The sequence below is a fragment of the Clavibacter michiganensis genome (assembly GCF_016907085.1).
GTDB lineage: Bacteria > Actinomycetota > Actinomycetes > Actinomycetales > Microbacteriaceae > Clavibacter > Clavibacter michiganensis_O.
In genome coordinates this window covers 2,681,328-2,693,945 of record NZ_JAFBBJ010000001.1, presented here as the reverse complement: position 1 = coordinate 2,693,945, position 12,618 = coordinate 2,681,328, and the positions used below count along the sequence as shown (strand labels likewise).

The window sequence follows — 12,618 nt, the reverse complement described above, 5'->3', positions numbered from 1 at the left end:
CTAGCCACGAGTGGAGCGTCCGCCCGGGGCCGACGTACCCCGTGCTATGGGCACGTACGATTCCCGGATGGCCGATCTCCCGCACGAGCACCGCGTGGAGATCGCGTTCCTCGTCGCCTCGCCGGTGCACCGGCTGGAGGGACGCCCGTCCGACGGCCCGCGTGACGAGCCGGGCGAGCCGCCGTCGCGGTCGTCGGTGCGCGTGCGCGCGGGCCTCGGGATCGTCGGCGACCGGTACTTCGGCCAGCGCGCGCACCGCACGGCGGCGGTCACGGTGATGGCCGTCGAGTCGGTGGAGCGCGTGGCGGCGGAGCTCGGGGTCGACGCGGGCCTGGATCCCGTCGACACCCGGCGCAACGTGCTGCTGCGCGGCGCGGACGTGGACCGGCTGCGGGGCATGCGCTTCAGCATCGACTCCGGCGACGGGCCCGTCGAGTTCCAGGGCCACCGCCCGGCGAACCCGTGCGCGTGGATGGACGTGATGCTCGCGCCCGGCGCCTTCCGCGCGCTCCGCGGCCGCGGCGGGGTGCGCTGCGAGCCGCTCGGCGACGGGATCCTCACGGTGGGCCCGGCCGTGCTCCGCACCGAGCGCCCGCTCGGCGACGAGGACGTGGACGACGGGGCGCGCCTGTTCTGACGCGCCCCGCCGCCTCTCCCCGGCGGCTGCGTCCCGGGTCAGTGGACGGGCGTGCCGCCCGTGACCGCGATCGTCTCGCCGCTCGTGAAGCTCGACTCCTGGCTCGCGAGGAACACGTAGGTCGCGGCGATCTCCGCGGGCTGGCCGGGGCGGCCGTAGACCGACTGGGATCCGAACTCCTCCACGTCCGACGCGGACTGGCCGACGGGCTGCAGCACGGTCCAGAACGGGCCGGGCGCGACCGAGTTGACGCGGATCCCCTTCGGCGCGAGCTGCTGCGCGAGCCCCTGCGTGAAGTTGCGGATCGCGCCCTTGGAGACGGCGTAGTCGATCTTGTCGGGGCTCGGCTGGTACGCCTGCGAGGAGCTCGTCGTGATGATGCTGCCGCCCTTCGGGAGGTGCGGGATCACGGCCTTGCTCAGCCAGAACAGCGAGTAGACGTTGGTCTTCATCGTGCGGTCGAGCTGCTCGGAGTCGAGGTCGAGGATGTCGTCCTCGTTGCGCTGGTAGCCCGCGACCATCACGAGGCAGTCGAGCCCGCCGAGCGCCGCGACGGACGCCTGCACGATGTCCTGGCACGCGGTCTCGTCGGAGATGTCGCCGGGCACGAGCGCGGCGGTGCGCCCGTCGGCCTCGATCGTGGACGCGGTGTCGCGCGCGTCCTCGAGCTCCTCGTCGAGGAAGTTGAGCGCGATGTCGGCGCCCTCGCGCGCGAACGCGATGGCGACGGCCTTCCCGATGCCGGAGTCGGCGCCCGTGATGAGGACCCTGCGGCCCGCCAGGCGGCCGAAGCCGACGTAGCTGTCCTGGCCGTGGTCGGGCGTCGGCTCGAAGCGCTTCTCGTCGCCGGGGCCCGTCTGCTCCTGCTGCGGGAACGGCGGGGACGGGTACTGCGCGATCGGGTCCTGGATCTCGTACTGGTTGCCGGAGTTGCGGATCTCGCTCATGCGCTGCGCCTTCGTTCGGGGATCGTGGGGTCACGTCCAGCCTGGCCCGGCGGGTGCGCGGCGTCCGGGCGCGGCGTCCGGCGTCCGGCTCCTACGCTCGACGCATGACGACGCCCGACGCCGACCTCCCGCCCGTCGAGTTCGCGTTCCCGGGGCCGCTGCGGGATCAGCTCGTGGCCGCGATCGTGTCGGGCGAGAAGACCTCGACGAGCTCGCTGCTCGTCCAGTACGACGCCGACGACGAGGAGCTGCCGGTCGTCGGATCCCGCGGCGCCGTCGTCGACTCCGCCGGGCGTCCGGTGCTCGTGGTCGAGACGACGGCCGTGGAGGTCGCGCGGCTCGCGGACGTGCCGCTCGCGCACGCGGTGGACGAGGGCGAGGGATTCACCACGGTGGCGGAGTGGCGCGCCGGGCACGAGGGGTTCTGGGCCTCGGCCGAGGTCGCGGCCGAACTGCCCGCCGGGTTCCGGCTCGACGACGACACCGAGATCGTGCTGGAGCGCTTCCGGGTGGTGGGCACCGTGGATCGCCCCGCCTAGGGTCGGATCATGCGCCACCTCCTCTCCGCCGCCCTCGCGACCGCCGCCCTCGTCGTCCTCTCCGGCTGCGCGACGGCGGATCCGCGTCCCGGGACCGCGTCGGCGGGAGCCGCCGCATCCGCCGCGACGACCGGCGTGCTCGCGGCCGACACGACCGCGGCCGTCACCCTGCCGCCCGTCGGCACGGGCTTCGACTACCAGCTCGGCGGCGCCTCCCCCGTGCCGGCGGGCGCGGGCATCGTCGTCCGCGACAGCACGGACGAGCCCGCCGGCGGCGCGTACGGCGTCTGCTACGTGAACGGCTTCCAGACCCAGCCGGGCGAGACCTGGCCCGACGACCTGCTGGTGCAGGGCGACGACGGGCCGCTCGTGGATCCGAACTGGGACGACGAGTTCATCCTCGACACCTCGACCGCCCAGAAGCGCACGGCCATCGCGGCCCGGCAGGCGACGACGGTCGACCGCTGCGCCGACGCCGGGTTCCAGGCGGTCGAGTTCGACAACCTCGACTCCTGGTACCGCTCCGCGGGCGCCCTGGATGCGGACGACGCGCTGGCCCTCGCGACTCTGCTCGTGGATCACGCGCACGACCGCGGCCTCGCCGTCGCGCAGAAGAACACCACCGACATCGGGTCCCGCGGTCGCGACGAGGCCGGCTTCGACTTCGCCATCGCCGAGGAGTGCGACCGCTGGAAGGAGTGCGCCGACTACACGGCGGTCTACGGGCCGCACGTGCTCGACGTCGAGTACACCGACGACCTGCGCGGCACGGCCGACGAGGTGTGCGCGCGGATCCTGGCGCTGGATCCCGCGCCCCGCGCCATCGTGCGCGACCGCGACCTCGTGCCCGCGAGCGAGGACGGGTACGCGTTCGCGGCCTGCTGAGCGGGATCGCCCGCCCCGTGACACGATGCGGGGATGGACGACGACGACCGGCGGGCGGAGATCGCGGAGCTGCGCCGCCGCGTCTTCGGGCCGGATCGGGATCCGCGCGACGCCGCCGCATCCGCGCGGCTGCGCGAGCTCGAGGGGCGGGGTGCGGCGTCCTCGGCGGATCCTGATCGGGGCGAGCCGGACGGCACTCGTGAGACCGCCCCGCGCGACGGCGGATCCGACGCGGCACCTCCCCGGCGCGTGCGACGCAGCCCGCGCATCCGCCCGCGCCTCGTCGCCGCCTGGGCCGCCTCCCTCGTGATCGTCGCGGTCGCCGCCGCGGGTGGCACCGCCTGGTGGCTCGGCGAGGAGCGCGGCACGGTCGCGATGCTGGAGCTGGAGCCGCCGCCGGTGCCGGACAACGCGACCTACCTCTCGGTCGACACGGGATCCATCGCGCCCGGCTCGCTCTTCGCCACGTTCCACGGGATCTCGGTCGGACGCGTGCCGAGGGTCGAGGCGAGGACGGGCGCGGAGGAGGTCTGCCTGGTGGCCGGCCCGGCGAAGCAGGACGGTTCGGTCGAGGGCCCCGAGGGCTGCGCCACGGGCGCCGTCCCCGCGCGCACGGCCGTCGTCGTCACCGCCGACCAGCCGCAGGAGCTCCGCGACGCGTTCCCCCTGGGCACCACGCTGGCGTTCGAGCTGGAGGACGACGGCGAGACGGTGCGGGTCCGGACCGTCGGCGGCTGACGCTCCCTCCCCACCGGCGTCGCGACGCCGGCATCCCGAGCGCGGCGGCGGCCGACGTGCGGCGGCCCTGTCGGATCCGCTAGGTTGTCTTCCATTCGGGGAGCGCACCTATCGGGGTGCCTCGTCTGGTTCGATTTCCGGAGCTCTCCACCACGCGCCGCCGTCGCGGCACGCGCGCTCTCCGCACGCGATCCCGGTCGCCTACGCGTCGGGCAGCGAATAGGAGACCGGCAGCAGGTCGCGGATCGCGATCATCTCGGGTCCGTCGACGCCGGGCACGGCCACGCGGATGCCGGGCTGGAGATCCAGCATCACCTGGCGGCACCGGCCGCAGGGCGGGGCGATCCCGCGACCGCCGTCGCCCACCGCCGCCATCGCGACGAGCGGTCCCGCGTGCGCGGCGGCGGCGGCGCCCAGCGCGACGAGCTCCGCGCACGGGCCGCCCGTGAAGTGGAAGACGTTGACGCCGGTGTGGATCCGGCCGGCGACGTCGAGGGCCGCCGCCGCCATGGTGTGGTCCGGGTCCGCGCCGAGCGTCCGGGCGAGGGCCTCTGCGGCGTCGATCAGCCGGACCTCGGAGTCGTGGAGGCGCATGCGCCCATCCTGGCGGACCGATGCTCCGTCACGCCTCGCTCGCGCCTCCCCCTAGGCTCGACGACCATGCCCTCCTCCTCTGCGCGTCGCGCCCTCGTCCTCGGCGGGACCGGCGCGATCGGCGGCGCGACGGCCGAGCGACTGGCGCGCGACGGGTGGTCGGTCGACGTGACGGGCCGCGATCCGCTCGCCATGCCCGCCGCCCTCGCCGACCTCGGCGTGCGCTTCCACGCCGTCGACCGCGCCGACGCCCGCGGCATCGAGCGGCTGACCGGCGACGGCGTCGACCTGCTCGTCGACCTCGTCGCGTTCACGGCGGCCGACGTCCAGGCGCTGCTGCCGGCGATGCGGGCGAGCGGATCCGTCGTCGTCGCCTCCTCCCGCGCCGTGCACGTCGACGACGCGGGCCGGCACGTCAACGGCGACGAGCCGCCGCGCTTCCCCGTCCCGATCCCCGAGGACGGCCCGACGCTCCCGACCGCCGCCCCCGGCACCGACCCCTTCACGCGCGAGGGCTACGCGCCCTCGAAGGTCGCCGTGGAGCGGGCGGCCCTCGACAGCGGGCTGCCGGTGACGGTGATCCGCCCGTCCAAGGTGCACGGCAGGTGGGCCAGGAACGCCCGCACCCGAGCGATCGCCGAGCGGATGCTCGCGGGCGCGGAGACCATCGAGCTGGCCGACCGCGGCGCGTCCGTCGACCACCTCACCGCGGCGGCGAACGCGGCGGCGCTCATCGCGCGGGTCGCCGACGTGCCCGGCGCGCGGATCCTCCACTCCGCCGACCCGGATCCGCTCACGGCCGCCGAGATCGTCGCCGTGATCGCCGACGAGCTCGGCTGGCGCGGACGCATCGTGCCGCTGGCGCCGGGCGTCGACGGCGGCGCCCACCCGTGGGCCGCCGCGCACCCGATCGTGCTCGACACGCGCGCGTCCCTCGCGCTCGGCTACGCCCCCGTCGGGCCGGGCGCGGAGCTGCTGCGCGCCGAGGTCGCGTGGGTCCGCGACGGATCCGCCGCGGCACCGGGGATCATCGGGGCATGACCGCACCCCTGCGCATCGTCTCGCTCGTCTTCCCGCACGTGACCCAGCTCGACCTCACCGGTCCGGTGCAGGTGCTGTCCCGGCTCCCCGGCGCCGTGGTCGACCTCGCCTGGCACCGCATCGAGCCCGTCCCGACCGACAGCGGCTTCGCGCTCCTGCCGACTACCTCGTTCGCCGACGCCCCGCAGGCCGACGTGCTCCTCGTGCCCGGCGGCCGCGGTGCCTTCGACCTCATGGCCGACGCCGAGGCCGTCGCGTTCATCGAGCGGCAGGCGGCGGGCGCCAGGCACGTGCTCGGGGTCTGCACCGGGGCCTTCGCGCTCGGCGCCGCGGGCCTCCTCCGCGGGCGCCGGGCCACGACCCACTGGGCCTCGCATCCGCTGCTCGAGCTGCTGGGCGCGATCCCCGTGGCCGAGCGCGTCGTGCGGGACGGGAACCTGATCACGGGCGGCGGCGTGACGAGCGGCATCGACGCGGCGCTGGTGCTCGCGGCGGAGATCGCGGGCGACGCGGAGGCCCGCGCGATCCAGCTGGCCCTCGAGTACGACCCGCGGCCGCCGTTCGACGCGGGGCACCCGTCGCGCCCCGAGGCCGACCCGGCGCAGGTCGAGGAGGCGATGGCCCACGCCCGGCGTGAGCGCGCACCGCTCGTCGTCCGTGCGGCCGAGCGGCTGGGCGACGCGGGCTGACCGCCGGTCCCGTCGTCCCGCCCCGCCTGGCCGCTCCCCGTCGCATCCGCCCCCGATCCCGGTCGCGCGCGCCCGGACCTGGCAGGGTCGTCAGGGCGGGGGTCCACCGATCCGCGCAGATCCCCCGAGGAGCACCATGCCGCTGATCCGTTTCCTGTTCGTCGCCGTCCCCGTCATCCGGAAGTTCCTGCGCAGCCGTCAGGGCAAGGCCGCCATGGCCAAGGGCAAGGCGCAGATGGCGAAGCGCTCGCAGAAGCGCGCCGCCCAGCGCGCCTCCACCGGTCGCCGCTAGGTCGCGAGCCCGGGGCCGCTAGGTCCCGGGCGCCAGCAGCGCCGCGATCACCAGCAGCACCGGGATCGACGCGACCGTCGTGATCAGCACGGTGTCGCGCGCGAGCACCACGCCGCGCTCGTAGCGCGACGCGAAGTTGAAGATGTTCTGCGCGGTCGGCAGGCCCGCGATCACGGTCGCCGCGAACGTCTGCGGCGCGTCAAGGTGGAACGCGAACCGCGCGAGCAGGAACGCGGCGAGCGGCATCACCACCGTCTTGATCACCGAGGCCACGATGATCTCGCCGCGACCGGATCCCGGCGCGAGCGGCTTCCGCCCCACGAGCGACATGCCGAACGCCATCAGCACGATGGGGATCGCCGCGCCGCCGATCAGCCGGAAGGGCTCGTAGATCGCGTCGGGGACCTGCAGCCCGGTGATCGCGATGAGGATGCCGAGCATCGACGCGATGATCATCGGGTTGCGCAGCGGCTGCGTGAGGATCCCGACCACCGACGCGGATCCGCGGCTCGAGATGTCGAGCACCGTGAGCGTGGTCGGCGCGAGCACCAGCAGCTGGAGCAGCAGCACGGGCGCGACGAGCTGGGCGTCGCCGAGCACGTAGATCGCGACCGGCAGGCCGATGTTGTTGGCGTTGACGTAGCTCGCGGACGCCGCGCCGATGGTGGTCTCCGCGACCGGCCGGCGGAAGAGGATCCGCGCCACGACCAGGTAGAGGATCGCCGCGACCGCCACCGCGCTCGCCGACGTGAGCAGGAACGCCGAGAACACGACGTGCAGGTCGGCCTTCGCCAGCACCGTGAACAGCAGCGCGGGCGTCGCGACGAAGAACGCGACGCGGTTGAGGGAGTGCTGGGCGCCGGGCCCCGCGATCCCGGAGCGGCCGACGCCGTAGCCCACGGCGATGATGAAGCCGATGATGGCGAAGCCGGTCAGCACCCCGATCATCCGACTCCCCTCGCCCGCGTCCTCCCACCCTACGGGCGCCCGGGGCCCGCTCCGGCGCGCGGCCGTCACCCCGCCCGTTCAGCGCCGGGACACCGCCGCGTCATGCGATCCGCCTAGCGTCGCCCCCGTCGCGCCCGCGACCGACCCGCACCCGCCGCCGCGCGCACCCCGCGCCGCGCCCGCTCCGCCAGGAACCCATGCGCCTCCGCACCCGCCGCCGCCTGTCCGCCTCCGTCGCGCTCGCGCTGGCCCTCGGGATCGCCGCCGGCGGATCCGCCCTCCCGGCGCTCGCCGCGACCGGCACCGGCGCGGCCGGCCGCACGTACTACAGCAGCAAGACCCCGTACCAGCCGCAGGGCACCGCGGCCGACCTCGCGCCCGCGCCCGCCGGGTTCGCGCCCGTCTACACGGAGTCGGTCGCGCGCCACGGATCCCGCGCCCTGTCGAGCTTCAAGTACGACTCCCTCACCACGCAGGTGTGGGAGCAGGCGCGATCCGAGGGCGCGCTGACGTCGCTCGGCCGGACCCTCGGCCCGGAGGTGGCGAAGCTCACGGCCGCGAACAAGAAGCTCGGCTACGGCAACCTCACGGGCCAGGGCGCCGACCAGCACCGCGGCATCGGCGCGCGCGTGGTCGAGCGGCTGCCGTCGCTCTTCGCCGGGATCGACGCGGGATCCGACACCGTCGCGCTCGAGAGCTCGGGCGAGGCGCGCGCCACCGCATCCGGCAAGGCGTTCGCCGAGGGCCTGAAGCGAGCGGATCCGCTCCTCGCCTCGCACCTGCCGAAGGACATCCAGAAGGACCCCGACACGCTCTACTTCCACAAGTCGGCCGCCAACGCCGACTACCAGGCGTACGAGGACGGGCCCGCGGTGACCGCCGCGGTGGATGCGATCCACGCCCAGCCCCGCAGCCACGAGGCCGCCCGCCGCCTGCTCGAGCGCGTCTACACGCCCGCCTTCGTCGACCGCCTCGCGGCCGGGCAGTTCCACTTCGTCGACGGCGGCGACGGCGGCACCCACGTCGACGACGAGCTCGACGCCGCGATGATGCTCTACAACCTCTACATCATCGCGCCCGACATGACGGAGGAGGTCAGCGTCGACTTCGACCGCTACTTCGCGGGCGACGACGCGGACACCGAGTGGTTCGCCTACCTGCTCGACGCGGAGGACTTCTACTCGAAGGGCCCGGCGTTCCAGGGCAGCGACATCACGTACAGGATGGCCACGCCGCTCCTCGACGACTTCCTCGACTCGATGGACGCGCGGCTCGCCGGATCCTCCACGGCCGCGACCTTCCGCTTCGCGCACGCCGAGACGATCATCCCGTTCGCGGCCCTCCTCGGCCTGCCCGGCTCGACGCAGCCCGTGACCCCGGAGGCCCCGTACACGTACGCGACGAACGCCTGGCGCGGCGAGACCGTCACACCGATGGCCGCGAACGTGCAGTGGGACGTCTTCCGCGACGCGAGCGGCCGCGCCATCGTGCGGATGCTCTACGACGAGAAGGCGATCCCGTTCCGCGCGGGCTGCACGCCCATCGCCCCGGGCTCGCTGTTCTACGACACGGCCGAGGTGCGCCGCTGCCTCACGGGCGCCGCCGCGGTGGATCCCGGGACGACCGCGCCCGGCGCGTCCGACCCCGGTCGGCTCCCGGGCTCGCCCGCCGAGCTCGCCGCCGCCGACGCCTCCGCCGCGCGCGGCGACACCCTCGCGGCCACGGGCATGTCGGCCGACGAGCTGCCGTTCCTGGCCGTCCTCGCCATCGCGCTCGGCGCGGCGGGGATCACCGCGGTGGGCGTGGTGCGGCGGCCGCGGAAGGACCGACCCGCCGCCGATCCGCGCTAGGCGCCCGGCGCCACCAGCCCCTCCATCACGTCGAAGAAGGCGCTCCAGCCCTGGATCGTCATCTCGCGCTGCTCGGGCGTGAACTCGCCCGCGCGCTGCGTCATGGTCATGCACGTGGCGCCGCCCGCGACCTCCTCGAGGTCGACCGTGAGCGGCTCGCCCGCGGGCTCGGCGGGCCGGTCGGTCAGCGTCATCGCGATGCGCGACGGCCGGTCGAGCTCGACGTACTCCCCCGCCCAGTCGATGGATCCGCCGTCGGGCAGGCGCATCACCGCGCTCCACGCGCCGCCGACGCGCACGTCCATGCGCAGGGTGTCGAGCGGCACGTCGACCGCGGCGGTGCCGAACCAGGCGGAGAAGTCGGCCGGCGTGGTCCACGCGTCGAACACGCGCTCCCTCGGGGCCGCGAACGTGCGGGTGATGACGATGGGCTCGGACACGGCGACCTCCTGCGGATGCGAGGACGCCGCCGCCCGATCCGGACGACGGCGTCACACGCAGTCAAGCAGGGGATAGCCGCACGTGGCGAGCGGATCGTGGCGCCTATCGGGTGCGCTGCGGCCGATGGGAGACGGAGACGTACCAGGTGGACCCGGGGCGCGAGAAGACGGGCCCGGTGCTGCCTGCGGTCCCGAACCCCGGGGCGCAGTTCGCGCCCCGGAAGCTCTGCACCGTGAAGTACTCGTTCGCGGGGAGGCTGATGGCGATCCCGGGGGCGAAGGACGGGTCCGGCAGCGTCTGGCAGAAGCGGAGGGAGCCGTGACGCTCCGCGACGAAGATCGAGCCGACGCCGTCCCGGTCGAGGAACGTGATGTCGACCTGGCCGTCGGAGGAGGGGCGGGCTCCCGCCGAGACGGCCGCGGACGCCGGCGCGACGCCCGCGCCGACCGTGAGCGCGGATCCGAGGAGCGCGACGGCCGCGAGCAGGGCGCGAGCGCGACGGCGGGCGGAGGTGGAGGGCGTGGACGACATGGCGATGCCTCGCATTCGGGTCGGAGAGCAGACGGGGATGGCACCGATGGTGCCGATCCCCGCCCCTCGGGCCCGCGCGCCCGCCACAGCCTCAGCCGGCGGAGGGGCCGCCCGCGCCGCGATCGCGCGACTCGCTCGCGGACACCCCGACCACGGAGGCGTCGTCGGCCGCATCCGGCCCGGTCGCCTGCGCCGGGCTCGTGCCGGCTCGGACGCCCGCGCGCTGCTCCGCCTCGAGCCGCTCGGCCTCCTCGCCGCCCACCGCCTCGCCGCGGGCGACGAGCCCGGCGACGTCCGACAGCGGGATCTGCTTGAGCACGAGCGAGAGCACGAACGCGATCGCGATGAACGGCACCAGGTACCAGAACACGGGCGCCAGCGCGTCGGCGTACGCGTTCACGATCCCGTCGCGCACGGCGTCGGGCAGCCCGTCGAGCGCCTGCGGGTCGATGCTGCTGGCCGAGCTCGCGGCGGCGTCGGGCGAGGCACCTGCGCCGGCGAACACGCCCGTGAGGTTCTCGGTGAGGCGCGTCGTGAACAGCGTGCCGAACACGGCCGTGCCGAGCGCGGCGCCCACCTCGCGGAAGTAGTTGTTCGTGCTGGTCGCCGTGCCGATCTGCGCGGCGGGCACCGCGTTCTGCACCACGAGCACCACCACCTGCATGATGAGGCCGAGGCCCAGCCCGAAGACGAACAGGAACACGCAGATCAGCCACACGGGCGTCTCGGCGGTGAGCGAGGTCATCAGCACGAGCGCGAGCATCGTGAGGAGCGTCCCGACGATGGGGAAGATCCGGTACTTCCCGGTGCGGCTGATCAGGATGCCCGACGTGATCGACATGCCGATGAGGCCCACCATCATCGGCAGGAGCAGCAGCCCCGAGACCGCGGCGGAGGTGCCGGTGGACATCTGCAGGAACGTGGGTACGAAGCCGATCGCGGCGAACATCCCGATGCCGAGCGCGAGGCCGATGGCCGTGGCGTTCACGAAGACGGGGTTCCGGAAGAGGCTCAGCGGGATCACCGGGTCGTCGGCCCGCGACTCCGTGAACACGAACAGGGACGCCGCGACCACGAGCCCGAGGCCCCACGCCCAGGTGGCGAGCGATCCCCAGCCGTACGCCTTGTCGCCGCCGAAGTCGGTGAAGAAGATGAGGCACGTGGTGGCGAGCGAGAGCAGCACGACGCCGGCCACGTCGATCCGCTTGGTCGCCCTCTTGCTCGGCAGCGTGAGCGTGATGAACGCCACGACGAACGCCGCGATCCCGATGGGGATGTTGATGTAGAACGCCCACTGCCAGGTGAGGTGGTCGACGAAGAAGCCGCCGAGGAGCGGCCCGCCGACGGCCGAGAGGCCGAAGATGCCGCCGAGCGGGCCGAGGTACTTGCCGCGCTGGTTGGCCGGCACGATGTCGGCGATGATCGACTGCGACAGGATCATGAGCCCGCCGCCGCCGAGGCCCTGCGCCGCGCGGAACACGACGAACGACCAGAAGTCGCCCGCGAACGCGCAGCCGACCGAGGCGAGCGTGAAGATCGCGATGGCCGCGAGGAAGAGGTTGCGCCGCCCGAGCACGTCGCCGAACTTGCCGTAGATGGGCATGACGATCGTGGTGGCGAGCAGGTACGCCGTGGTGATCCAGACCTGGTGGTCGACGCCGCCGAGCTCGCCGACGATGGTCGGCATCGCGGTGGAGACGATGGTCTGGTCGAGGCTCGACAGGAGCATGCCGGCGATGAGGGCCGAGAAGATGATCCAGATGCGCCGCTGCGTGAGCAGGAGGGGCGCGGGGGCGGTGGCGGTCATGGGGTCCGTTCGTGCTGGCGGGTGGTCACGGTGGTGGGATGCGCGATCTCGCGGAGGGCGTCGAGGCGCCGCCGCAGGATGAGCTCGATGGGATCGGCGTTGCCGGGGACGAGGAACTCGCGCGCGCTCGCCCGGCCGAGGGCGCCCATGGTCTGGACGACGACGGTCGCGCGGAGGTCGCCGGCCGGCAGCCCCTCGCGGCGCTCGACGAGGAGCACGTCCTTCGCCTCGTCCTCCATGGCGGCCTCGAGGGCGCGCACGAGGAGGCCGGGCTCGCGGCGGAAGGCCGCGTGCATGTCCTGCATGGACGTGCCGTCGGTGTCGAGCCGGGCCCAGCGCTCGAGGCACAGCTCCGCGAGGTCGTCGAGGAGGGTCGGCGAGAGCGCCGGATCCCGCGGGTCGCCGGCCGCGACGAACGCCTCCTCGAGGTCGGCGGTGTCGACGTGCGCGGAGCGCCCGAAGAGCGCGTCCTCCTTGGAGGCGAAGTAGTTGAAGAAGGTGCGCCGGGAGACGCCGGCCTCGTCGCAGACCTCCTCGACGGTGAAGCCGGAGAGGCCGCGCGCGGCGGTGAGCCGGCGCGCGATCGTCGTCAGACGCGCCGAGGTCTCGACCCGGCGACGCTCGCGGAGTCCCGTTGCACTTGCCGTCACGGAGTGCATGTTTGCACCATTACGCATTC

15 protein-coding genes are annotated in these 12,618 nt (G+C 74.2%); 8 read left to right on the top strand and 7 right to left on the bottom strand.

Going from position 1 to position 12,618, the window contains the following annotated elements:
* The first annotated feature begins 67 nt into the window (after positions 1 to 67).
* Positions 68 to 637 (top strand): MOSC domain-containing protein, encoded by a 570-nt coding sequence (locus tag JOE38_RS12690; protein WP_204576615.1) that lies wholly within the window; start codon positions 68 to 70, stop codon positions 635 to 637.
* A gap of 38 nt (positions 638 to 675) precedes the next feature.
* Here the strand turns inward: JOE38_RS12690 and JOE38_RS12685 are convergent, their stop codons facing one another.
* Positions 676 to 1,584 carry an SDR family oxidoreductase gene (locus tag JOE38_RS12685; RefSeq protein ID WP_204576614.1) on the bottom strand — a complete coding sequence of 303 codons (909 nt, stop codon included), beginning with the start codon at positions 1,582 to 1,584 and terminating at the stop codon, positions 676 to 678.
* A 104-nt stretch (positions 1,585 to 1,688) separates the two neighbouring features.
* Between JOE38_RS12685 and JOE38_RS12680 the strand changes: the two genes are divergently transcribed.
* From JOE38_RS12680 to JOE38_RS12670, 3 genes are read left to right on the top strand one after another with little or no spacing between them, the layout of a single operon-like run.
* Positions 1,689 to 2,123, top strand: a complete 435-nt coding sequence (locus tag JOE38_RS12680) for an ASCH domain-containing protein (protein WP_204576613.1) — start codon at positions 1,689 to 1,691, stop codon at positions 2,121 to 2,123.
* Between the two features lie 9 nt (positions 2,124 to 2,132).
* Entirely contained in the window at positions 2,133 to 3,008 is an 876-nt protein-coding gene (locus tag JOE38_RS12675) for an endo alpha-1,4 polygalactosaminidase (protein ID WP_204576612.1), read from the top strand.
* Between the two features lie 33 nt (positions 3,009 to 3,041).
* Complete coding sequence (locus JOE38_RS12670; protein ID WP_204576611.1) at positions 3,042 to 3,746, top strand: hypothetical protein; 705 nt, start codon at positions 3,042 to 3,044, stop codon at positions 3,744 to 3,746.
* A gap of 201 nt (positions 3,747 to 3,947) precedes the next feature.
* On the opposite strand, the gene JOE38_RS12665 is transcribed toward JOE38_RS12670, so the two are convergent.
* Entirely contained in the window at positions 3,948 to 4,340 is a 393-nt protein-coding gene (locus JOE38_RS12665) for a cytidine deaminase (protein ID WP_204576610.1), read from the bottom strand.
* A gap of 66 nt (positions 4,341 to 4,406) precedes the next feature.
* Between JOE38_RS12665 and JOE38_RS12660 the strand changes: the two genes are divergently transcribed.
* The 3 genes from JOE38_RS12660 to JOE38_RS12650 all read left to right on the top strand — a co-directional run bounded on the left by JOE38_RS12660 (position 4,407) and on the right by JOE38_RS12650 (position 6,362).
* Positions 4,407 to 5,381, top strand: coding sequence for an NAD-dependent epimerase/dehydratase family protein (locus JOE38_RS12660; RefSeq protein ID WP_204576609.1), 975 nt, complete (start codon positions 4,407 to 4,409; stop codon positions 5,379 to 5,381).
* On the top strand, positions 5,378 to 6,070 hold the full coding sequence (locus JOE38_RS12655; RefSeq protein ID WP_204576608.1) for a DJ-1/PfpI family protein: 693 nt from the start codon (positions 5,378 to 5,380) through the stop codon (positions 6,068 to 6,070). The genes JOE38_RS12660 and JOE38_RS12655 overlap by 4 nt, the downstream gene beginning before the upstream one ends.
* Before the next feature lie 136 nt (positions 6,071 to 6,206).
* Positions 6,207 to 6,362, top strand: a complete 156-nt coding sequence (locus tag JOE38_RS12650) for a hypothetical protein (RefSeq protein WP_204576607.1) — start codon at positions 6,207 to 6,209, stop codon at positions 6,360 to 6,362.
* A gap of 18 nt (positions 6,363 to 6,380) precedes the next feature.
* Here the strand turns inward: JOE38_RS12650 and JOE38_RS12645 are convergent, their stop codons facing one another.
* Positions 6,381 to 7,310, bottom strand: coding sequence for an AEC family transporter (locus tag JOE38_RS12645; protein WP_204576606.1), 930 nt, complete (start codon positions 7,308 to 7,310; stop codon positions 6,381 to 6,383).
* 197 nt (positions 7,311 to 7,507) lie between these two features.
* On the opposite strand from JOE38_RS12645, the gene JOE38_RS12640 reads away from it, so the two are divergent.
* A complete protein-coding gene (locus tag JOE38_RS12640; protein ID WP_204576605.1) occupies positions 7,508 to 9,160 on the top strand; it encodes a histidine-type phosphatase in 1,653 nt (550 codons plus the stop codon).
* Here JOE38_RS12640 and JOE38_RS12635 read toward each other — a convergent pair.
* From JOE38_RS12635 to JOE38_RS12620, 4 genes are all read right to left on the bottom strand, one after another.
* On the bottom strand, positions 9,157 to 9,600 hold the full coding sequence (locus tag JOE38_RS12635; RefSeq protein ID WP_204576604.1) for an SRPBCC family protein: 444 nt from the start codon (positions 9,598 to 9,600) through the stop codon (positions 9,157 to 9,159). The genes JOE38_RS12640 and JOE38_RS12635 overlap by 4 nt on opposite strands.
* Positions 9,601 to 9,703: 103 nt before the next feature.
* On the bottom strand, positions 9,704 to 10,132 hold the full coding sequence (locus JOE38_RS12630; protein ID WP_204576603.1) for a hypothetical protein: 429 nt from the start codon (positions 10,130 to 10,132) through the stop codon (positions 9,704 to 9,706).
* Positions 10,133 to 10,223: 91 nt separating this feature from the next.
* Positions 10,224 to 11,939 (bottom strand): MDR family MFS transporter, encoded by a 1,716-nt coding sequence (locus JOE38_RS12625; protein WP_204576602.1) that lies wholly within the window; start codon positions 11,937 to 11,939, stop codon positions 10,224 to 10,226.
* Positions 11,936 to 12,598 carry a TetR/AcrR family transcriptional regulator gene (locus tag JOE38_RS12620; RefSeq protein ID WP_204576601.1) on the bottom strand — a complete coding sequence of 221 codons (663 nt, stop codon included), beginning with the start codon at positions 12,596 to 12,598 and terminating at the stop codon, positions 11,936 to 11,938. The genes JOE38_RS12625 and JOE38_RS12620 overlap by 4 nt, the downstream gene beginning before the upstream one ends.
* Positions 12,599 to 12,618: the final 20 nt, after the last annotated feature.

What these genes read in the sequence shown, in the direction of transcription:
- JOE38_RS12690 (WP_204576615.1), top strand. Translation starts at nt 68, where the DNA reads ATGGCCGATCTCCCGCACGAGCACCGCGTGGAGATCGCGTTCCTCGTC.
- JOE38_RS12685 (WP_204576614.1), bottom strand. Translation starts at nt 1,584, where the DNA reads ATGAGCGAGATCCGCAACTCCGGCAACCAGTACGAGATCCAGGACCCG.
- JOE38_RS12680 (WP_204576613.1), top strand. Translation starts at nt 1,689, where the DNA reads ATGACGACGCCCGACGCCGACCTCCCGCCCGTCGAGTTCGCGTTCCCG.
- JOE38_RS12675 (WP_204576612.1), top strand. Translation starts at nt 2,133, where the DNA reads ATGCGCCACCTCCTCTCCGCCGCCCTCGCGACCGCCGCCCTCGTCGTC.
- JOE38_RS12670 (WP_204576611.1), top strand. Translation starts at nt 3,042, where the DNA reads ATGGACGACGACGACCGGCGGGCGGAGATCGCGGAGCTGCGCCGCCGC.
- JOE38_RS12665 (WP_204576610.1), bottom strand. Translation starts at nt 4,340, where the DNA reads ATGCGCCTCCACGACTCCGAGGTCCGGCTGATCGACGCCGCAGAGGCC.
- JOE38_RS12660 (WP_204576609.1), top strand. Translation starts at nt 4,407, where the DNA reads ATGCCCTCCTCCTCTGCGCGTCGCGCCCTCGTCCTCGGCGGGACCGGC.
- JOE38_RS12655 (WP_204576608.1), top strand. Translation starts at nt 5,378, where the DNA reads ATGACCGCACCCCTGCGCATCGTCTCGCTCGTCTTCCCGCACGTGACC.
- JOE38_RS12650 (WP_204576607.1), top strand. Translation starts at nt 6,207, where the DNA reads ATGCCGCTGATCCGTTTCCTGTTCGTCGCCGTCCCCGTCATCCGGAAG.
- JOE38_RS12645 (WP_204576606.1), bottom strand. Translation starts at nt 7,310, where the DNA reads ATGATCGGGGTGCTGACCGGCTTCGCCATCATCGGCTTCATCATCGCC.
- JOE38_RS12640 (WP_204576605.1), top strand. Translation starts at nt 7,508, where the DNA reads ATGCGCCTCCGCACCCGCCGCCGCCTGTCCGCCTCCGTCGCGCTCGCG.
- JOE38_RS12630 (WP_204576603.1), bottom strand. Translation starts at nt 10,132, where the DNA reads ATGTCGTCCACGCCCTCCACCTCCGCCCGCCGTCGCGCTCGCGCCCTG.
- JOE38_RS12625 (WP_204576602.1), bottom strand. Translation starts at nt 11,939, where the DNA reads ATGACCGCCACCGCCCCCGCGCCCCTCCTGCTCACGCAGCGGCGCATC.
- JOE38_RS12620 (WP_204576601.1), bottom strand. Translation starts at nt 12,598, where the DNA reads ATGCACTCCGTGACGGCAAGTGCAACGGGACTCCGCGAGCGTCGCCGG.